The organism is Streptococcus raffinosi (genome assembly GCF_030284685.1).
Taxonomy (GTDB): Bacteria; Bacillota; Bacilli; order Lactobacillales; family Streptococcaceae; genus Streptococcus; species Streptococcus raffinosi.
In genome coordinates, this window is the sequence record NZ_JASUZV010000016.1 from 22,208 (window position 1) to 42,570 (window position 20,363).

At 41.7% G+C, this 20,363-nt stretch carries 19 protein-coding genes and 1 other annotated feature; of the genes, 17 read left to right on the top strand and 2 right to left on the bottom strand.

Going from position 1 to position 20,363, the window contains the following annotated elements:
* Positions 1-8: 8 nt before the first annotated feature.
* The 4 genes from QRD39_RS09480 to gorA all read left to right on the top strand — a co-directional run bounded on the left by QRD39_RS09480 (position 9) and on the right by gorA (position 5,177).
* Positions 9-755 (top strand): DeoR/GlpR family DNA-binding transcription regulator, encoded by a 747-nt coding sequence (locus QRD39_RS09480; protein ID WP_008533859.1) that lies wholly within the window; start codon positions 9-11, stop codon positions 753-755.
* Positions 752-1,663 (top strand): 1-phosphofructokinase, encoded by a 912-nt coding sequence (gene pfkB / locus QRD39_RS09485; RefSeq protein WP_285956338.1) that lies wholly within the window; start codon positions 752-754, stop codon positions 1,661-1,663. The genes QRD39_RS09480 and pfkB overlap by 4 nt, the downstream gene beginning before the upstream one ends.
* Positions 1,660-3,666 (top strand): PTS fructose transporter subunit IIABC, encoded by a 2,007-nt coding sequence (locus QRD39_RS09490; RefSeq protein WP_285956339.1) that lies wholly within the window; start codon positions 1,660-1,662, stop codon positions 3,664-3,666. The genes pfkB and QRD39_RS09490 overlap by 4 nt, the downstream gene beginning before the upstream one ends.
* A gap of 158 nt (positions 3,667-3,824) precedes the next feature.
* Entirely contained in the window at positions 3,825-5,177 is a 1,353-nt protein-coding gene (gene gorA / locus QRD39_RS09495) for a glutathione-disulfide reductase (RefSeq protein ID WP_285956340.1), read from the top strand.
* 265 nt (positions 5,178-5,442) lie between these two features.
* Here the strand turns inward: gorA and QRD39_RS09500 are convergent, their stop codons facing one another.
* A complete protein-coding gene (locus QRD39_RS09500; RefSeq protein ID WP_285956341.1) occupies positions 5,443-6,699 on the bottom strand; it encodes a bifunctional folylpolyglutamate synthase/dihydrofolate synthase in 1,257 nt (418 codons plus the stop codon).
* Positions 6,700-6,743: 44 nt separating this feature from the next.
* Positions 6,744-7,208 (bottom strand): DUF6556 family protein, encoded by a 465-nt coding sequence (locus tag QRD39_RS09505; RefSeq protein ID WP_004183998.1) that lies wholly within the window; start codon positions 7,206-7,208, stop codon positions 6,744-6,746.
* A 109-nt stretch (positions 7,209-7,317) separates the two neighbouring features.
* Between QRD39_RS09505 and QRD39_RS09510 the strand changes: the two genes are divergently transcribed.
* The 13 genes from QRD39_RS09510 (at position 7,318) to QRD39_RS09570 (ending at position 20,248) form a co-directional block, all read left to right on the top strand.
* A complete protein-coding gene (locus QRD39_RS09510; RefSeq protein WP_285956342.1) occupies positions 7,318-8,463 on the top strand; it encodes a cysteine desulfurase family protein in 1,146 nt (381 codons plus the stop codon).
* 42 nt (positions 8,464-8,505) lie between these two features.
* Positions 8,506-9,729: a tRNA uracil 4-sulfurtransferase ThiI gene (gene thiI / locus QRD39_RS09515; RefSeq protein WP_285956343.1), complete on the top strand. Its 1,224-nt coding sequence runs from the start codon at positions 8,506-8,508 to the stop codon at positions 9,727-9,729.
* Between the two features lie 98 nt (positions 9,730-9,827).
* Entirely contained in the window at positions 9,828-11,339 is a 1,512-nt protein-coding gene (gene gtfA / locus QRD39_RS09520) for an accessory Sec system glycosyltransferase GtfA (protein WP_285956344.1), read from the top strand.
* Positions 11,332-12,651 (top strand): accessory Sec system glycosylation chaperone GtfB, encoded by a 1,320-nt coding sequence (gene gtfB / locus QRD39_RS09525; protein WP_004183992.1) that lies wholly within the window; start codon positions 11,332-11,334, stop codon positions 12,649-12,651. The genes gtfA and gtfB overlap by 8 nt, the downstream gene beginning before the upstream one ends.
* A 4-nt stretch (positions 12,652-12,655) precedes the next feature.
* Positions 12,656-13,192 (top strand): GNAT family N-acetyltransferase, encoded by a 537-nt coding sequence (locus tag QRD39_RS09530; protein WP_285956345.1) that lies wholly within the window; start codon positions 12,656-12,658, stop codon positions 13,190-13,192.
* 110 nt (positions 13,193-13,302) lie between these two features.
* Positions 13,303-13,377: a sequence feature (ribosomal protein L21 leader region), on the top strand.
* A 39-nt stretch (positions 13,378-13,416) separates the two neighbouring features.
* Complete coding sequence (rplU, locus tag QRD39_RS09535; protein WP_002885597.1) at positions 13,417-13,731, top strand: 50S ribosomal protein L21; 315 nt, start codon at positions 13,417-13,419, stop codon at positions 13,729-13,731.
* A 35-nt stretch (positions 13,732-13,766) separates the two neighbouring features.
* Positions 13,767-14,057, top strand: coding sequence for a 50S ribosomal protein L27 (gene rpmA / locus QRD39_RS09540; protein WP_004183988.1), 291 nt, complete (start codon positions 13,767-13,769; stop codon positions 14,055-14,057).
* Between the two features lie 58 nt (positions 14,058-14,115).
* Entirely contained in the window at positions 14,116-14,811 is a 696-nt protein-coding gene (locus tag QRD39_RS09545; RefSeq protein ID WP_285956346.1) for a GNAT family N-acetyltransferase, read from the top strand.
* A gap of 226 nt (positions 14,812-15,037) precedes the next feature.
* Positions 15,038-15,412: a DUF1149 family protein gene (locus tag QRD39_RS09550; protein ID WP_002885550.1), complete on the top strand. Its 375-nt coding sequence runs from the start codon at positions 15,038-15,040 to the stop codon at positions 15,410-15,412.
* A gap of 1 nt (position 15,413) precedes the next feature.
* A complete protein-coding gene (locus tag QRD39_RS09555) occupies positions 15,414-16,256 on the top strand; it encodes a DegV family protein (RefSeq protein WP_285956347.1) in 843 nt (280 codons plus the stop codon).
* A gap of 61 nt (positions 16,257-16,317) precedes the next feature.
* Positions 16,318-17,085: a 4-hydroxy-tetrahydrodipicolinate reductase gene (gene dapB / locus QRD39_RS09560; protein ID WP_004183981.1), complete on the top strand. Its 768-nt coding sequence runs from the start codon at positions 16,318-16,320 to the stop codon at positions 17,083-17,085.
* A complete protein-coding gene (locus QRD39_RS09565; protein ID WP_285956348.1) occupies positions 17,082-18,284 on the top strand; it encodes a CCA tRNA nucleotidyltransferase in 1,203 nt (400 codons plus the stop codon). Before dapB ends, QRD39_RS09565 begins: the two co-directional genes overlap by 4 nt.
* Before the next feature lie 83 nt (positions 18,285-18,367).
* Positions 18,368-20,248: an ABC-F family ATP-binding cassette domain-containing protein gene (locus QRD39_RS09570; RefSeq protein WP_285956349.1), complete on the top strand. Its 1,881-nt coding sequence runs from the start codon at positions 18,368-18,370 to the stop codon at positions 20,246-20,248.
* Positions 20,249-20,363 lie beyond the last annotated feature (115 nt).

The window sequence follows — 20,363 nt, forward strand, 5'->3', positions numbered from 1 at the left end:
GAGAGATTATGATAAAGTCTGAACGTAAGCAGATTATCTTGTCTCAATTGAAACAAGATGGTTTTGTCACTTTAGAAAATTTGACCGTTTTATTAAGTGATACTTCTGAGTCAACGATTCGTCGTGATTTGGATGAGTTAGCGGCAGATGGTCAACTGAAACGTGTTCATGGTGGCGCTGAAAGCCTTCGAGGTCTGAAGGAAGAAATTGCCAACAGTCAGAAAGCCATCAGAAATGTTCAAGAAAAGTCACAATTAGCTAGCTATGCTGCTGATTTAATTAAGGAAGGTGATGTCGTTTTCCTTGAGGCTAGTACAACGAATGAACTGTTGATTCCTCATTTGCTCAATCGTCAGGTGACGGTTGTGACTAATTCTATCCATCATGCAGTTAAGCTGGTAGATTTTGGTATTAGCACCAGAATTATTGGTGGGAAGGTTAAGCACTCTACAGATGCTTCCATAGGGAGCACTGCTCAGGAGCAAATCAGACAACTGAATTTTGACTGTGCCTTTATTGGCGCTAATGGTGTTGATGCCAATTATTTTACAACACCCGACATGGAGGAGGCAGTCATTAAACGGACAGTGATTGCTAATGCACGAAAAGCCTACGTTCTAGCCGATGCTTCGAAACTTGGTCAGATTACCTATGCAAAGGTAGCGGAGGTTGAGAAGGTCACTATAATCACAAATGCTTCGGAAGAAGAGCTCCTGAAAGAATTAAAAGAGAAAACGAGGGTTATTGAAGTATGATTTATACTGTAACGCTGAATCCATCTATTGACTTCATTGTTCGTATCGATAAGGTAGAGATTGGTGAAGTTAACCGTATGGACAGTGATGATAAATTCGCTGGTGGTAAGGGGATTAACGTTAGTCGTATTCTACAACGTTTAGGCATTGATAATACCGCTACGGGCTTCATCGGTGGTTTTACAGGCCGTTTTGTAACAGATGGTTTGGATGCTGAAGGTATTAAAACTAAGTTTGTAGCCGTCGACCAAGATACACGTATCAACGTTAAAATTAAGGCCGATCAAGAAACTGAAATTAATGGAACAGGTCCAGTTATCACAGAAGAACAGTTGGCTGAATTGGAGGCAATCCTTTCAAGTATCACTGCAGATGATGTGGTTGTCTTTGCTGGTTCTGCACCAAGCAATCTTGGAAACAAGGTCTATAACAAATTGATTCCACTGGTTCGTGAAACTGGTGCTCAGGTGGTTTGTGACTTTGAAGGACAAACGCTTCTTGATTCATTAGCTCACCAACCACTCTTGGTTAAACCAAATAATCATGAGCTTGAAGCTATTTTCAATGTCAAACTTAATGGTATTTCTGATGTTGAAAAATATGCATGTGAAATCCTGGCTAAGGGGGCGCAGAATGTTATCATCTCAATGGCTGGTGATGGGGCACTCCTTGTTACACCAGAGGCTGCTTACTTTGCCAAACCAATTAAGGGGACAGTTAAAAACTCTGTTGGTGCGGGTGACTCAATGGTTGCTGGTTTCACTGGTGAGTTTGTCAAATCAGGGGACCCAATTGAGGCGCTCAAGTGGGGAGTGGCGTGTGGAACATCTACAGCCTTCTCAGATGACTTAGCGACAATTGAATTTATTAAAGAAACATACAATAAAGTAGAGGTAGAAAAACTATGAAAATTCAGGACTTACTGAACAAAAAAGTCATGTTGCTTGATCTTCAAGCAACTACAAAAGAAGCTGCTATCGATGAAATGATTAACAGTCTGGTTGACAATGGTGTTGTGACCGACTTTGATGTTTTCAAAGCAGGTATCATGGCTCGTGAAGCACAAACATCAACTGGTTTGGGTGATGGAATCGCTATGCCACACAGTAAAAATGCTGCAGTCAAAGAAGCAACAGTACTTTTTGCTAAATCTAATAAAGGTGTAGATTACGAATCACTTGATGGTCAACCGACAGACCTCTTCTTTATGATTGCTGCTCCAGAGGGAGCAAATGACACTCACTTGGCAGCCCTTGCTGAGTTGTCAAAATACCTTATGCAAGATGGTTTTGCAGATCGTTTGCGTAAGGTGACTTCTCCAGATGAAGTGATTGCTGCTTTTAATACTGGCGAAGAAGAAGCACAAGCTGAGGAAGCTAAGAAAGCACAAGCTGTTAAAGAAGCAGCTTCAAGCGATAAACCACTTATCGTAGCTGTAACAGCTTGTACAACTGGTATTGCGCACACTTACATGGCTGAAGAATCACTGATTAAAACTGGTGAAGAAATGGGAGTCAATGTTCGTGTTGAAACTAACGGTGCTTCAGGTGTTGGAACACCATTGACTGCTGAAGAAATCAGTAAGGCTGTAGGTGTTATCGTAGCAGCGGACAAGGCAGTTGAAACAGCACGTTTTGACGGTAAGAAATTGATTTCTAAACCGGTTGCTGCGGGTATTCGTCAACCTCAAGAATTAATCCAAAACATCTTGGATGGTAAAGCTGAAGTCTTCCATGCTGAAAATGCTGGAGCTGCTCAAGAATCAAGTGAGAAATTGAGCCTTGGTGGTGCCTTCTACAAACACTTGATGAGTGGGGTATCACAAATGCTTCCATTCGTTATTGGTGGTGGTATCATGATTGCCCTTGCCTTCTTGCTTGACCAAATCATGGGTGTTCCTAAAGATCAATTGTCACATTTGGGTAGTTACAATGAACTTCCAGCTCTCTTTAAATCAATTGGTGATATTGCTTTCAGTTTCATGTTGCCTATTCTTGCAGGATATATTGCCTATTCAATTGCTGAGAAACCAGGTTTGATTGCCGGTTTTGCAGCTGGGGCTATTGCGAAAGCAGGTCTTGCTTATGGAAATATTGTAGTCTATGCAAAAGTTGCAGGTTTAGATGAAAATGCAGCGAAAGAAGCAGTTGATAAGATTTCTTCTCATCAAGTGTCATCAGGATTTCTTGGAGCATTGGTAGGTGGTTTCTTAGCTGGTGGAATTGTACTTTTGTTGAAAAAATACATTAAGGTTCCACGTGCACTCGAAGGTGCAAAATCAATCTTATTGATGCCTCTCCTTGGAGTGGCCCTCACAGGATTTGCCATGCTAGCAGTGAATATCCCAATGGCAGCAATCAATACTGGACTTAATAACTTCTTGTCAAGCTTGTCAGGAAGCTCAGCAGTACTCCTTGGTCTTCTTGTCGGTGGTATGATGGCGGTAGACATGGGTGGACCAGTCAACAAAGCTGCTTATGTTTTTGCTACAGGTACTCTTGCTGAAACCGTAACTTCAGGTGGTTCAGTTGTTATGGCAGCAGTTATGGCAGCTGGTATGGTTCCTCCTTTGGCAGTCTTTGTAGCAACCGTATTGTTCAAAGATAAATTCTCACAAGAAGAACGTGATTCTGGTTTGACAAACATCGTTATGGGACTTTCATTCATCACTGAAGGTGCAATCCCATTTGGTGCAGCTGACCCAGCACGCGCTATCCCAAGCTTTATCGTCGGTTCAGCTCTTACAGGTGCTCTCGTAGGTATGGCAGGAATCAAATTGATGGCACCACACGGAGGTATCTTCGTTATTGCCCTCACTTCAAATGCCTTTCTCTACCTTCTCTTCATCTTGATTGGTGCTGTGGTATCAGGTATCCTTTTCGGATTCCTCCGCAAACCACTTGATAAATAAGATATGATTAAACAATCTCGTTGAGTACGGGGTTGTTTTTTTGTGTCGTAGCGGATTTTTGTCAGGATATTTAATTTATGATAAAGTAAAATCAGAAATGGCTTACAAGGCTTATCTAGAAGCTTATATGCTCCATAAAGAAATATAAGAGGTAAATTATGGTAAAAGAATACGATTATATTGTCATCGGTGGTGGCTCTGGCGGGATTGCTAGTGCTAATCGTGCTGCTATGCACGGCGCTAAGGTTATTCTCTTTGAAGGAAAAGAGGTCGGCGGTACCTGCGTCAATGTGGGCTGTGTACCTAAAAAGGTCATGTGGTATGGTGCTCAGGTTGCTGAGACTCTTCACCGCTATGCGGGCGAATATGGCTTTGATGTGACGCTTAATAAGTTTGATTTTGCGACCCTTAAGGCCAATCGTCAAGCTTATATCGACCGTATCCATGGTTCTTATGAGCGTGGTTTTGATAGTAATGGCGTTGAACGTGTCTACGAGTATGCAAAATTTGTTGATTCTCATACAGTTGAAGTAGCTGGGGAGCGTTATACAGCGCCACATATCCTTATTGCAACAGGTGGACATGCCCTTTATCCAAATATTCCAGGTAGTGAATATGGGATTACTTCAGATGGTTTCTTTGAGTTAGATGAGGTACCAAAACGTACAGCTGTTATCGGTGGTGGCTATATCGCCGTTGAGGTTGCTGGTGTTCTCAATGCTCTTGGCAGTGATACGCATCTCTTTGTGCGTAAGGATCGCCCATTACGTACCTTTGACAAGGATATTATTGATGTCTTAGTCGATGAGATGGCTAAATCAGGTCCGACCCTTCACACGCATGCTAATGCTACAGAAGTAGTGAAAAATGCTGACGATTCTTTGACCATTAGCTTTGACAATGGAGAAACAGTAACTGTTGATTGCCTTATCTGGGCTATCGGACGTGCAGCAAATACCTCTGGTTTTGGTCTTGAAAAGACGGGCGTTGAGTTGACTGAACGAGGTAACATTTATTCAGACGCCTTTGAAAATACATCAGTTCCTGGTATCTATGCCCTTGGTGATGTGACTGGTAAACTAGATTTGACGCCAGTTGCAATCAAGGCGGGACGTCAATTGTCAGAGCGACTCTTCAACAATAAAGCTGATGCTAAGCTTGATTATACAGATGTTGCTACTGTGGTCTTTAGCCACCCAGTCATTGGTTCTGTTGGTTTGACTGAGGAAAAAGCAATCGCTAAATATGGTGCGGAGAATATCAAGGTCTATAAATCTAGTTTCACTCCAATGTATACAGCTCTTGCAAACAATCGTCAGCCGTCAACTATGAAATTAGTAACACTTGGTGAGAATGAAAAAATCATCGGTCTTCATGGCATTGGCTACGGTGTCGACGAGATGATTCAAGGCTTCTCTGTGGCTATTAAGATGGGAGCAACTAAGGCTGATTTTGATAATACGGTTGCCATTCATCCAACCGGTTCAGAAGAATTTGTGACAATGAGATAAATAAGTGAGGTCTGAATACCGAGAGTTTCAGGCTTTTCTTTATGTCTGAATGGCCTCAATTGAAAGTGATCGCAAGGAAGTCCCTTGCGAATTTCCATAGCCTTTTTGGCTATGGAAACCATTCATCCAATCGGTTCAGAAGAATTTGTGACAATGAGATAAATAAGTGAGGTCTGAATACCAAGAGTTTCAGGCTTTTCTTTGTGCTCAAATAGCAGCCCACACTTTGTGTGTAGCAAATAACTTGTCTAAATAAAAAAAGGCATTAGGCCTTTTTTTCGTTAATCAAATAATTTCTGACTTCTGAGATAAAGTAAAGGGACCCAGTAATGACAAATAAATCATCAGGACTCGCTGAATCAGCTTGGATTAACCAGTCTTTATAGTCGGTCGCCTGTTTGAAGTGTTGAGGATAGTCATCCAAGGGCAGTGCTTCAAAAAAGTCAAAGCTAGTTACCGTTATATCATAAGCTTTCAGCTCCTCTAGTAAGTCTGCTAGAGGCTTCCGCCTAAGTCCTGCAAAGAGGATGTGGACCTTACGATTGGCGAAGTTATCTTTTAGTACCTGTTTTAAACTGGCAATACCTTGAGGATTATGGGCGCCATCTAGGTAAATGTTATTTCCAATCCACTCACTGCGACCAGGCCAATGCGTCTCTTCGATGCCTTCTTGGATACTCTTATCGGTAATCTTAGGAAATATTTGAGTCAATAGATGGGCAGCAGTGACGGCTAAACCAGCATTATTTTCTTGATGCTGTCCTAGCATGGAGAGCTTAAGTTTTGAACTCTGCCACTTACCATAAGAAACTTGAAGAGCTTGATTGGATGCATGAATGAGCTGGATTTCCCTATCAATAACAGCCAAAGGAGCCTTACATTCATGTGATTTTTGTCTAAAGAGCTGTTCAACTTCTTCAGGAACACGACCTAGTAAGGTAGGGGTATTTTTTTGCATGACACCAGCTTTATGCTCAGCAATTTCCGCAAGACTATTCCCTAGAGTTTCAGTGTGGTCAAAGCCAATCGAAGTACAGATGACAAGCTCTGGTGAAAGCACATTGGTCGAATCAAGACGTCCACCAATTCCGGCTTCGATGATAGCAATATCAACCTGTTTCAAATCAAAGTAGAGAAACATGAGTAGGGTGACCAACTCAAATTCCGTTGGTCGGTCAAAATCAGTGTTATGTTCTAAATTATTGAGAAAAATTTGAGCTTTCTCAACAATAGCAATCAGGTCCTTATCAGGAATCTCTGTGCCATTAATACTAATACGCTCGTTAAATCGAGTAATGTAAGGAGAAGTAAAGGTTCCGACTTGATAGCCTGCCTTACTTAGGATATGTTGTAAGTAACTGGTTGTTGATCCCTTACCGTTGGTTCCGACGATATGGACTGTTGGATAGTGCATTTGAGGATTTCCAGTTTGCTCCAAAAGCCAGCACATACGCTCAAGCTTGGGACGACGACCATTACCCTTAAAAGAGTGAATGAAATTTATGGTTTCTGTATAGTTCATAGGATTATAGAAAAAGGCAGGAAACTCCTAGCCTTTCAAATGTCTTAGTTGGAAGCAGCGCCACCAGTTGTTGCACCACCAGTTGTCGCATTGCCAGTAGTTGTGTCTGCAGTGGCTGCTGATGAAGAAGTAGTTGTATTTCCACCAGTTGTTGTATCTGCTGATGAAGAATAAGTGTTATTACCAGCTTGGCTGCTTGTTTCTGTTTCTGAGTCAGTCGCATTACCATAGCTAGATGAGGCAGCGCTTGAATCTTGGGTCTTATTGTTACCTTCTTTAATGACTACAGTTGATTGATTTGCTGAAGAATCAGATGTATCCTTATCTTTATTAGAAGATGTGAAATTCATAATAGTGATAGACGCTACGATGATTGACAAAATGGTCCCGACAGCAGTAAGGACTTTTTGGAAGGCAGTGAAGCCTTTAGAAACGTGTTCAGTCACTTTAGGGGAAGATTTGCTTTCTTCATTGGACGTATGGTTACGGCGTGAGTAATTTTCAGACATGATGCTCTCCTTAAAAATTATTTCGTACTCTCTATTATATGATTTTCTCGCAAAAAATGCTAAAAAAATTATGCTATAATAGGGAGTAACTATTAATCGAGGAAAAAACATGATTTATTTTGATAATTCAGCCACAACCATGCCCTATCCAGAGGCTCTTAGAACCTATCAAGAAGCGGCAACGAAAATTTTTGGGAATCCTTCTAGCTTGCACCAATTAGGAACATCTGCGACACGTATTTTGGAGGCTTCTCGTAAGCAAGTTGCGGACCTCATTGGAAAATCAGCCGATGAGATTTTCTTTACGTCTGGTGGAACCGAAGGAGACAACTGGGTCATCAAGGGCGTAGCTTTTGAAAAAGAACCCTACGGTAAACATGTCATCGTATCTGACATTGAGCATCCTGCTGTCAAAGAGTCTGCCAAATGGCTTTCTGAGCATGGTTTTCAAGTGTCCTATGCGCCAGTTAATGCTCAAGGGTTCGTGGATGTAGAAGCTCTTGCTCAACTGTTACGCCCTGATACCATCTTGGTTTCAGTGATGGCTGTTAATAATGAAATTGGATCTATCCAACCCATTCAAGCGATTTCAGATCTTCTAGCTAATGAGCCAACGATTTCTTTCCATGTGGATGCTGTTCAGGCTATTGGTAAAGTTCCTGTATCGTCTTATTTAACTGACCGTGTAGACTTTGCGACCTTTTCTGGTCATAAGTTCCATGCCGTTCGTGGTGTCGGTTTTGTCTACAAAAAAGCTGGCAAAAAGATTACGCCTCTCTTAACAGGTGGAGGTCAAGAAAAAGACCTTCGTTCAACGACTGAAAATGTTGCCGGGATTGCAAGTATGGCTAAGGCCTTGCGCTTAGTCACTGATAAAGAGGCCTTGTCTCTGCCTAAAATTGCCAAGATGAAAAAAGTTATCTTTGACGAATTGTCGAAGTATGAGGACATTACTCTCTTCTCAGGTGAAGGTGATAACTTTGCTCCCAATATTTTGACCTTTGGCATCAAGGGAGTTCGTGGTGAAGTTGTTGTCCATGCTTTTGAGGAACATCAAATCTATATTTCAACGACATCAGCCTGCTCCTCAAAAGCCGGTAAGCCAGCAGGAACCCTCATTTCTATGGGTGTACCAAGTAAGTTGGCCCAAACTGCCGTTCGTATCAGTCTCGATGATGACAATGATATGGGACAGGTTGAACAATTTCTCACGATTTTCAAGCAGGTCTACGCTAAGACACAAAAAGTGAGATAAAACGATTAAATAAAACTAAATTCAAGTTCAAAAGGAAAAGGAATGACACTAACGTATTCAGAAATTATGGTGCGCTACGGGGAATTGTCAACCAAGGGCAAAAACCGCATGCGTTTCATCAATAAACTTAAAAATAATATCAAGGATGTCCTATCCATCTATCCAGAAGTGAAAGTGACTTTTGACCGTGACCGTGGACACATCTATCTAAATGGCACAGACTACGAACCAGTCGCAGAGTCTTTGAAACAGATTTTCGGGATTCAGGCCTTTAGTCCTGTTTACAAATGTGAAAAAAATGTCGAAGTATTGAAAAAAGCTGTTCAAGACATTATGACTGGGCTTTATCATGATGGACTTACCTTTAAGGTGACGGCTAAACGTAGTGACCACGACTTTGTTCTCGACAGTCGTGAGCTCAACCTTACTTTAGGAAATGCTGTATTTGATGTATTGCCTGATATTAAAGCACAAATGAAGGGTCCAGATGTTAATCTTAAGGTAGAGATTCGTGCGGAGGCTGCCTATATTTCTCATGAGGAAATTAAGGGTGCAGGTGGATTACCTGTAGGGACAGCTGGGAAAGGCATGCTCATGCTTTCAGGTGGGATTGATTCGCCTGTTGCAGGTTATCTAGCCCTTAAACGTGGTGTGGATATTGAGGCTGTCCATTTTGCAAGTCCTCCATACACCAGTCCTGGTGCACTGAAAAAGGCTCAAGATTTGACCCGTAAGTTGACTAAGTTTGGTGGCAATATCCAGTTCATTGAAGTACCCTTTACTGAAATTCAAGAGGAAATCAAGGAAAAAGCACCAGAGGCTTATTTGATGACTTTGACTCGTCGTTTTATGATGCGTATTACTGACCGCATTCGTGAGGAACGACGTGGTCTTGTAATTATCAATGGAGAAAGTCTTGGTCAGGTTGCCAGTCAGACTATGGAGTCTATGCAGGCCATTAATGCTGTCACCTGTACGCCAGTGATTCGCCCAGTTGTGACTATGGATAAGTTGGAAATCATTGATTTGGCACAAAAAATTGATACCTTCGACATTTCTATTCAACCTTTCGAAGATTGCTGTACCATCTTTGCACCGGACCGTCCAAAGACCAATCCCAAAATCAAAAACGTTGAACAATATGAGCGTCGTATGGATGTTGAAGGCCTAGTTGAACGGGCGGTTGCAGGAATTATGGTGACTGAAATCACACCTATCGAAGAGGCACAAGACGAAGTAGACACACTTATTGATGACTTGCTCTAGTCCCAAAGTATATAGTGACTGCTTAGATTTTATTAGCATCAGCTGTATCAAATAAAGAAATAATATCGATGTTGCATTTTACCTAGAAAGGAAAATACATGACTGTTTATAACATCAATTTAGGAATTGGTTGGGCGTCAAGTGGTGTCGAATATGCTCAGGCCTACCGTTCTACCATTTTTAAAAACACTGGTATCAAGGCTAAGTTTGTCTTTATGGATATGTTCTTGCAGGACAACCTGTCTGATTTGACCCGTAACATGGGTTTTGCGGACGAAGATGTCATCTGGCTCTATAGCTATTTTACAGACCTTAAGATTGCCCCAACGACTTATACCGTCAAGGATTTGGAAAATGAAATTCCTTATGATATTACACGTCGTGAAATTAATGGTAAGGTAGTGAAGCTCTTTTGTGCTAAAGAGGACATTTTTTATGCGGCATACTTGCGTAAAGAGGGTGAAGAGATTGTTCACCGTGTGGAAAAGGTTTCTCGTGGTTGCTTGATTCGTAAAGATTTTTACTCTTATACCAAGATGTTCACAGAGTATTACACACCAGTGGACAACAAGGCTCATCTTTACCAACGCCGTTTCTTCAATGAAGATGGTAGTGTTGCCTATGACGAAATCGTTGATGGAAAGGATAGTATCTTCCGTTTTTCAGATAAGATTTTGTCTTCTAAGCACGAGTTTATCGCTTATTTTATGTCTCAACTTGGCCTCACGGACAAAGATATTGTCATCTTGGACCGTGCAACTGGTACAGGGCAAGCCGTTTTCCGTAATGCCAAACCTGCCAAACTTGGGGTAGTGGTCCATGCGGAACACTTTAGTGAGAATGCGGTAACAGACAAGACCATTCTTTGGAATAATTATTACGAGTATCAATTTAGTAATGCGGACAAGGTCGATTTCTTTATCACGGCGACAAATCGTCAACGTGATATCATGCTAGATCAGTTCAACAAGTACACACCATTTAGGCCTCATATCGTAACCATCCCTGTGGGAAGTGTGGATAAACTGAGAAAACCTGATGGCAATCGTAAACCATTCTCTATCATTACCGCTTCACGTTTGGCCAATGAAAAACATGTGGACTGGTTGGCTAAGGCTGTTGTTAAGGCTAAGGAGAGCTTGCCACAAGTTAATTTTGATATCTTTGGTACAGGGGCTGAGGAGGCTAAACTTAAGGCTATTATTGAGGAAAATCAAGCTCAGGATTACATCCACCTCAAAGGGCATCAGGAATTAACAGAAGTCTACAAGGACTACGAGCTTTACCTGTCAGGTTCTAAGAGTGAAGGCTTTGGCTTGACTCTTTTAGAAGCTGTTGGTTCAGGTCTTGGTATGATTGGATTTGACGTGCGCTATGGGAACCAAACCTTTATTAAAGATAATGAAAATGGTTACCTCATTCCTCGTTTCGAAAAAGATGATGAACCTGCCATTGTATCGGCTTTGGCAGAGAAAATTGTAGCCTTCTTTAACCGCACAGATTTGGACCATGTTCATCAAGTTTCTTATGATATCGCTAAAGGCTTTTTGACAGAGGAAATTGAGCAGAAGTGGCTTAACTTAGTAAAGGAGATGACTAGTCATGATTAATTTATTTGAAAGTTATAGTCAGGGTAGTTGGGATCTCCATTACTCCTTAATCGTTGCTGGCTATGCCAATACAACGGTTTGCCTTTCGGATGATGGCTTTCTACCTAGTGATGTAACCTCGCCCTACCTTTATTTCACTGGTTTTGATAAGGTTCAGGGATCTGCTCTTTACTTTAATCAAGTGCCCGTGCCAGATTACTGGGAAATTTTAGGGACCAATAGTAATGCAGAAATTTTCCGTTTTGATAAAAAACGTGGACATATTCATTATGCGCATCCTGAACATCAACGTTTGGTAAATGCTGTGGACTGGTATGATGAGTCAGGCCGCTTGCGCGTGACTGACCGCTATAATAACAAGGGATATCGTTTTTCTCAGACAACGTACAATGTTAAACAAGAAGCGACTATCACTAGTTATTTCACGCCAGACAACAAGGAAGTTATCGTTGTTAACCATTTGACCAAGGATGTTATCTTGAATTGGAAGGAAAAAGTCTACATTTTCAAAAACAAGTCGGAATTTGTAGTCTTCTATCTCCAAGAGGCGGGTTATGATTTAAGTCGTATCCTTTATAACTCACTGTCAACGCCTTTCTTGACAACGATGAACCTTCCAAATTCTGGCCAAGATGTGCTTTTCTGGCAAGAGCCAATTACAGACACAGTTCCTGGCAATATGCGTTTGCTCCTTGATAGCAATCACCGTCAAACCAAGATTGTTGTTCAGGATTACACAGCCTACACGAATTTGCTAAAATTGATTAGTCCCCAGCAGGCTTCTCATGTAGCTTTCCTTGGCTTCATGTATCCATTTGCACGTCAAAATCATTTCCAAAACCATGCACTTATCTTGACCAATTCCGATCAGGTTGAACATCTGGAAAGTATTGTTAGTGAAGTACCTACCATGCACTATCATGTCGGGGCTATTACAGAGATGTCAAGTCGCTTGATGGATTTGGCTAAATATAGCAATGTTAGTCTTTATCCTAACATTACAACAGAACAGGTTAAACGCCTTTATCAAGAAGCTGATTTCTACTTGGATATTAACCATCAAAATGAAATCTTGTCAGCGACCCGTGCTGCTTTCGAAAATAATATGCTTATCCTTGCCTTTACGAACACTAGTCATGGTTCAGAGTATACAGCGCCAAGCAATATCTTTTCACCGATGGATGCCGGTCACTTCAAGCAAACCCTTCATGAAGCCTTGGGCAACCATGAGTTTTTTAGACATCTTCTTGACCGTCAACGTGAGCATGCTCGTGTGGCGACACCAGAAGATTATCAAAAGGTCATTGGTTAGGGTCATGGCAGTTCGGGTTCGTAAGGTTTACCCTTTTACACCAACGTTTAGACAGGTCGCTTCGCTTTATGAAGCGGCTTTTCCTGCTTGTGAGCGTCTTCCCCTCTGGCAATTATCTTGGAATGGCTTGAAAAAAGGGCAGGAATTTCTGGCTTATTATGATAAGCAAACTTTTATTGGCTTAACCTATACCATCTATACTGACAGCCTAGTATACTTACTCTTTCTTGCGGTTGAAGAAAGTAAACAGTCTCAGGGATACGGTAGTCAGATTTTGGCACAAGTTAAGAAAGAAGCAGGTGTTTGCCCATGTGTTCTCACGATTGAGCCCATGGATGATCCTAATGTTTCTAATCGAGCTCAACGTCTAAAACGTCTAGCATTTTACGAAAAAAATGGCTATCAAGCTTTGAATCATTTCTATTTTGAAGGGACTGAGCGTTATCAGATTTTAACAACCGATAAGACGCTTTCCCTAGTAGCTTTGGAGAACGCTTTGGCTAAGACCTTTTTAGGCAAGCATGGTGTCAGAGTGGATTAGATGGCGTATTAGGTGTTTAACTTAAATCGACAGAATAAGACTAATCAAAAAACTTTTTCTCTTGCTATTAGAGTAAAAAAATGATAGAATTGAAACGTTGACTAAATGCACGTCCTGTGCAACCGCACGACTACTGTTTGCAAGTGGGTTCGTCCCCGCAGTACTAGGCGAGTCTTCACAGAGGGAAACCTCAGACACATTAATATTTTAATAGGAGGTGCATCATGAGCACATACGCAATCATCAAAACTGGTGGAAAACAAGTTAAAGTTGAAGTAGGTCAAGCGATCTACGTTGAAAAAATCAACGCTGAAGCTGGATCAGAAGTAACTTTTAACGAAGTTGTTCTTGTCGGTGGTGATAAAACTGTAGTAGGTACTCCAGTTGTTGAAGGAGCTACTGTTGTCGGAACTATCGAAAAACAAGGTAAACAAAAGAAAGTTGTTACTTTCAAATACAAACCTAAAAAAGGTAGCCACCGTAAACAAGGTCACCGTCAACCTTATACAAAAGTTGTTATCAACGCTATCAACGCGTAAGCTGACGACTAATCACTAAGAAAGGACACAATCTTATGTTGAAAACTCTTGAAAACTTGCAACTTTTCGCCCACAAAAAAGGTGGGGGTTCTACTTCCAATGGCCGTGATTCAGAAGCTAAACGTCTTGGTGCCAAAGCTGCTGATGGTCAAACTGTAACAGGTGGATCAATCCTTTACCGTCAACGCGGTACACACATCTATCCAGGTGTAAACGTAGGCCGTGGTGGTGACGATACACTCTTCGCTAAAGTTGAAGGTGTTGTACGTTTCGAACGTAAAGGTCGCGACAAAAAACAAGTATCTGTATACCCAGTTGCTAAATAATTCAGCTAAAGTCTGCACTTTTGTGTAGGCTTTTCTTATTTATGAAAGGAAGATGACTATGCCTTTGAATCAGTACCAACAAGAAGTCGGACCAAGCTTAGCGGATGCCAGACCTGGGAAGATGCCGGACATCACTCTCTTGGACGGTCGCTATTGTAGTGTTGAACATTTGACAGTAGCAGAACACTACGAGGATATTCTTGACTTTTACTTTACCAATCGGATTCTTTCTGACTGGACCTATATGTATGCGGATCCTTTTGAATCTGAAGAAGCAGTACGCCAGTGTTTGGAAGACTATGAGCAGTCTTCTAATCCTTATTTCTTTGCCATTAGGGATAAGGCCTCAGGAAAGGTTCTGGGCACTTTCTCACTCATGGCCATTACGCCTAAAAATCGGAGTGTAGAGATGGGACGGGTCATTTTGGCTCCAGCCTTACAAAAAACGCGAGCAGCTACCGAAGCCCAATATTTAGTGATGACCTATGTTTTTGACGTGCTATACTACCGTCGCTATGAATGGAAATGTGACAGTCTCAACCGTCCTTCCGCCAATGCAGCACAGCGACTAGGTTTCACCTTCGAAGGGCGTTTCCGTAACCATGCTATCTATAAGGGACGTAGCCGTGATACGGACTGGTTCTCTATTATTGACAGTGAGTGGCCTGCACTAAAAGAGCGCTTTGAGAACTGGTTAGCTCCTGATAATTTTGACGAAAATGGACAACAGAAACGTTCATTAAAGGAATGTTAGTGCTTGTTTAAAGGGTTCTCTTATTGTTGAGAGGGCCCTCTTTTAGTTCTTTACTCGTTCATTCAAGTTTTGCCCTACTCTCGTCTTTATTTTCATTTGTCAGTTACTCCCGAATTATAGTGTTAAAAACTCATTAAAATACTCATTTTTCTGTCAATAATATTTCCATCAAAAACCATATTTATGCTATAATAAAGAGTAATTGTATCAAGGAGAATAATGACTAATGGATTTAATTCGCGAAAAAGTATTCGTTAACCGTTACCACTATGATGTTCGTAACCATGAGTGGGAAAAAGAAAATGGTGTTCCTAAAACTAATGTTGAGGTAACTTTCCAGTTGCACAATAAAGATGAAGAAGCTAACAACACGTCGGTTGTTGCTGTTTTGCAATTTATGATTGTCCGTGATGAGTTTGTTATCTCAGGTATTGTCTCTCAAATGGATCATATTCAAAACCGTATCGTCAATGAACCTAAAGACTTTTCACAAGAAGAAGCTGAGGCTTTGGCAGCCCCTTTGTTGGATACGCTTCAACGTTTGACTTATGAAGTCACTGAGATTGCCTTGGATCGCCCAGGTATCAACTTGGAGTTCTAAGATGTCTCTTGCAGTTATTACGGATTCGTCGGTTAATCTCCCTGCTGATATTCAGGGACATGCTGATGTATATATTTTAGATATTCCGGTCATCATTGAGGGTCAGCCTTTTGTTGAAGGAAAAAACTTGGACTTGAAACAGTTTTATGAGCAAATGGCGAACTCAGAAGAACTGCTCAAGACGTCGCAACCTAATCTGGCTGATTTGGATAACCTACTGATGGAGTTAGAGGATAAAGGTTACACCCATGTCATTGGGCTTTTCCTTTCTTCAGGCATTTCTGGTTTTTGGGCCAACAGTCAATTTTTGATTGAAGATCATGCCAAGTTGAAAATTGCTTTTCCTGATACTAAAATAACGGCAACTCCTATGGGTGCCATGGTGAGAAACGTTTTGCATTGGTCAGCTCAAGAGATGTCTTTTGACAATATCTTGAAGAAACTAGATGAGCAAATTGCACAAACAACAGCTTATATTCTCGTGGATGACCTTAACCATTTGGTTAAGGGAGGACGTTTGTCGAATGGTTCGGCGATTTTAGGAAATCTTTTGTCTATCAAACCTATTTTGAATTTTAATGATGAAGGAAAAATCGTTGTTTTTGAAAAGGTGCGTACAGAGAAGAAAGCTGTGAAGCGTTTGGTTGCCCTAGCTGAGGACAATCAAAACATGGAGCTCAGCATTTTGCATACCAATGTTCCTGAAAAGGCAGAGGATTTTAAAGAACAGCTTGAAGCCCAAGGTGTTAAGGTTTCAACAGTGGTGTCCCTCTGTGCCGTGATTGCTACCCATTTGGGAGAGGGAGCGTTAGTTCTAGGCTTGACACCTAAGTTCACCAAATAAAGAACAATCCATTTTGAATGGGGATTGTCTACGACTATGATCAATAGAGAGGAAAAATGATATGTCTATTAAAGTTATTGTTGCTGGATTTAAAGGAAGAATGGGTTCAACTGCGGTTGATATGGTCAAGGGAGATGATGAATTGACCTTGGCTGCCTTGCTTGACCCATTTGCGACAGAAAAAGAAGTGGACGGTGTTCCTGTCTTCACGGATAAGGCGGATTTGGTTGGCTTTGACGCAGATGTCTGGGTGGATTTCACCATGCCAGCTGTTGCCTATGAAAATACCCATTTTGCTTTGGAAAATGGTTTTGCACCAGTTGTGGGTACGACAGGATTTACAGAAGCACAGATTCAGGACTTGACAGCCCTTTCTAAAGACAAGTCAATTGGTGGCTTGATTGCTCCAAACTTTGCTATTGGTGCCATCCTTTTGATGAAGTTTGCAGCAGAAGCAAGTAAATACTTCCCAGACCTTGAAATCATTGAGCTTCACCACGATAAGAAGAAGGATGCCCCTTCAGGTACAGCAGTGAAAACGGCTGAACTTATTCGTGAAGTTCGTGAACCTAAACGTCAAGGAGCTGAAGATGAGGTGGAAACACTTGCCGGAGCACGTGGTGCAGAGTTTGATGGCTTCCGTATTCACAGTGTGCGTTTGCCAGGTCTTGTGGCTCACCAAGAGGTCATCTTTGGTGCCCAAGGAGAAGGCTTGACCTTGCGTCACGACTCTTACGACCGTATTTCCTTTATGGGTGGTGTTAATCTTGGGATTAAAGAAGTGGTTAAACGTGACCAGCTTGTTTATGGTTTGGAACATTTACTATGAGATTAAGTTATTTGCCTTCTGAGTTTCAGGAGGCTTTACCAATATTAGAGAAAATTAAGGCGGCTGGATTTGAGGCTTACTTTGTTGGAGGATCTGTTCGTGATGTTCTTCTCAATCGTCCCATCCATGACGTGGACATTGCATCGTCTTCTTACCCTGAGGAAACCAAGCAGATTTTCGAGCGTACGGTAGACATTGGTATTGAGCATGGGACGGTCTTGGTTTTGGAAAATGGCGGTGAATATGAGGTGACGACCTTCCGAACAGAGGATGTCTATGTAGATTACCGTCGTCCGTCTAGTGTGTCCTTTGTGCGTTCATTGGAAGAGGATCTTAAGCGTCGTGATTTTACAGTCAATGCTTTTGCTCTTAATGAAAATGCTGAGGTTATCGATAAGTTCAATGGTCTTGCTGACTTGGACAACCGTGTTTTGAGGGCTGTTGGTAAGGCTGAGGAACGCTTTAACGAGGATGCCCTTCGCATCATGCGTGGGTTACGTTTTGCAGCAAGTTTAGACTTTGATATCGAAGAAAAGACTTTTGAGGCGATGACCAGCCATGCTCCGCTTTTGGAAAAGATTTCGATTGAGCGAAGTTTCATCGAGTTTGATAAGCTACTTTTGGCCCCACATTGGAAGAAAGGAATCAAGGCTCTTCTAGAGACTAAGGCTTATCAGTACCTTCCAGATTTTCAAGAGACAGCTGAGAAATGGCAGTCTTTTGTGGCAGATTATGCTGAGGGATTTAGATTTACAAGTTCTGAGCAGGCCTGGGCAGCAACGCTTTTGGCTCTCAAGCATGACAATCCACGCTCTTTCCTTAAAAAATGGAAGACCTCTGTGAATTTCCAGAAGACAGTACAATCTCTGGTTGAGATTTTCAAATTCCGTATGGAGAGAGCTGTGACCAAACAAGATGTTTATCACTATGGTAAGGAACTCCTAGAGGAAGCTGAAGGTTTGAGACAAGCTCAGGGCTTGACAGTCGATTATGAGCGTATTGCTGAGTTGGATGGTCAGTTGCTCATCCATGATAAGCACGAAATTGTTGTAAATGGCGGTATGCTGATGAAGGATCTGGGTTTCAAACCTGGACCGGACCTTGGTCGTACACTCAAAGCTATTGAAAATACTATTGTTAATGGAAATCTAGCTAATGACAAGGAAGCCATTATAGCCTTTGTTCAAGCTATGAAGTGAACCTTTAGACGTTATAAAAATGACACACCGCTACAGAGCATGCGTAAGATCCGTAGCGGTGTTATTTGTAAAAAGGAGGTAAGATGTCAGATTTTATTGTTGAAAAATTAACCAAGTCCGTTGGAGATAAGACGGTTTTTAAAGAGATTTCATTCATTATCCATGATTTGGATCGTATTGGGATTATTGGTGTCAATGGGACAGGTAAGACAACCTTGTTAGATGTTGTGTCTGAGCGTATTGGCTTTGATGGTGATGTGTCACCTTTCACCAAGGCTAATGGCTACAAGATAGCTTATTTGACTCAGGAGCCAGAATTTGATGATAGCAAGACAGTTCTTGATACGGTCTTGTCATCGGACCTTCGTGAGATGGCCTTGATTCGTGAGTATGAAACGCTTATGTCGGATTATTCTGAGGATAATCAGGCTCGCTTGGAGAAGGTTATGGCTGAGATGGATAGTCTGGATGCTTGGTCTATTGAAAGTGAGGTTAAGACAGTCTTGTCTAAGCTGGGTCTTTCAGACCTCTCGCAAAAGGTTGGTGACCTCTCAGGGGGTCTTCGACGTCGTGTTCAGTTGGCTCAGGTTCTCTTGAATGATGCTGATCTTTTGCTTTTGGACGAACCAACCAACCATTTGGATATTGATACCATTGCTTGGTTGACTAATTTTCTTAAGTCTTCTAAAAAAACCGTGCTTTTCATTACCCACGACCGTTATTTCTTAGATAATGTGGCAACACGCATCTTTGAGCTAGACCAGGCTAATCTGATTGAGTACCAAGGGAATTACCAGGATTACGTGCGACTCAAGGCTGAACAAGATGAGCGTGATGCAGCAGCTCTACACAAAAAAAAGCAACTCTATAAGCAGGAGTTGGCCTGGATGCGAACGCAACCACAAGCTCGTGCGACCAAACAACAAGCTCGTATCAATCGTTTTAAGGATCTAAAGGGTGAGGTTCACCAAACGATCAATAATGACGATCTTGAAATTAACTTTGAGACTAGCCGTATTGGTAAGAAGGTGGTTAACTTCAAGCATGTCGATTTTGCTTATGAAGCTGGCAAGCAAATTCTCAGTGATTTCAACCTTATCATGCAAAATCGTGATCGTATCGGTATTGTTGGTGATAACGGTGTCGGGAAATCGACCTTGCTCAATCTCATTAATGGTGATCTTGTGCCTACAGCTGGTGTCCTGGATATTGGTGAGACGGTACGTATTGGTTATTTCTCACAGCAAATTAAGGACATGGATGAGAGCAAGCGTGTCATTAACTACTTGCAAGAAGTGGCGGATGAAGTCAAGACAACAGTTGGAACAACCAGTATCACCGAGCTCTTGGAGCAGTTCCTTTTTCCTCGTTCTAGCCATGGAACACAGATTGCTAAGCTCTCTGGTGGGGAAAAGAAACGTCTTTATCTACTTAAGATTTTGATTGAAAAGCCCAATGTTCTGCTCTTGGATGAGCCGACAAACGACCTGGACATTGCAACTTTGACGGTTTTGGAAAACTTCCTTAATGGTTTTGGTGGCCCTGTCGTTACCGTAAGTCACGACCGCTATTTCTTGGACAAGGTAGCAAACAAGATTCTAGCCTTTGAAGATGGCGGCGTGCGTGAGTTCTTTGGCAATTATACGGACTACCTTGATGAAAAAGCCTTCTTACAAGAGCAATCGGCCCTTCTTGAAAAGGAAAAAGCACAAGCTAGCGTTAAGGTTGAAAAAGTCAAAGAAGACAAAAAACGCATGAGTTACTTTGAAAAACAAGAGTGGGCGACTATTGAAGATGAAATTGCCGAGCTTGAAGCTAAAATCGAAGAGATTGAAGCAGCCATGCTCGAAAATGCAAGCGATTATGGACAGCTAGCCAGCCTTCAACGTGACTTGGATGCCACTAATGAAAGCTTGCTTGAAAAATATGAACGCTATGAGTATTTGAGTGAGCTAGAAGGCTAAGTTCTTTAGTAATCAAAGTATGACAAAAGCCCTGCAGATTGATACGTACCGTGTCAAGTAGACAATTGAAATAAATAAAATGTGAGGAACCAGGTTGCTTTGGGTTAAGCAGTCT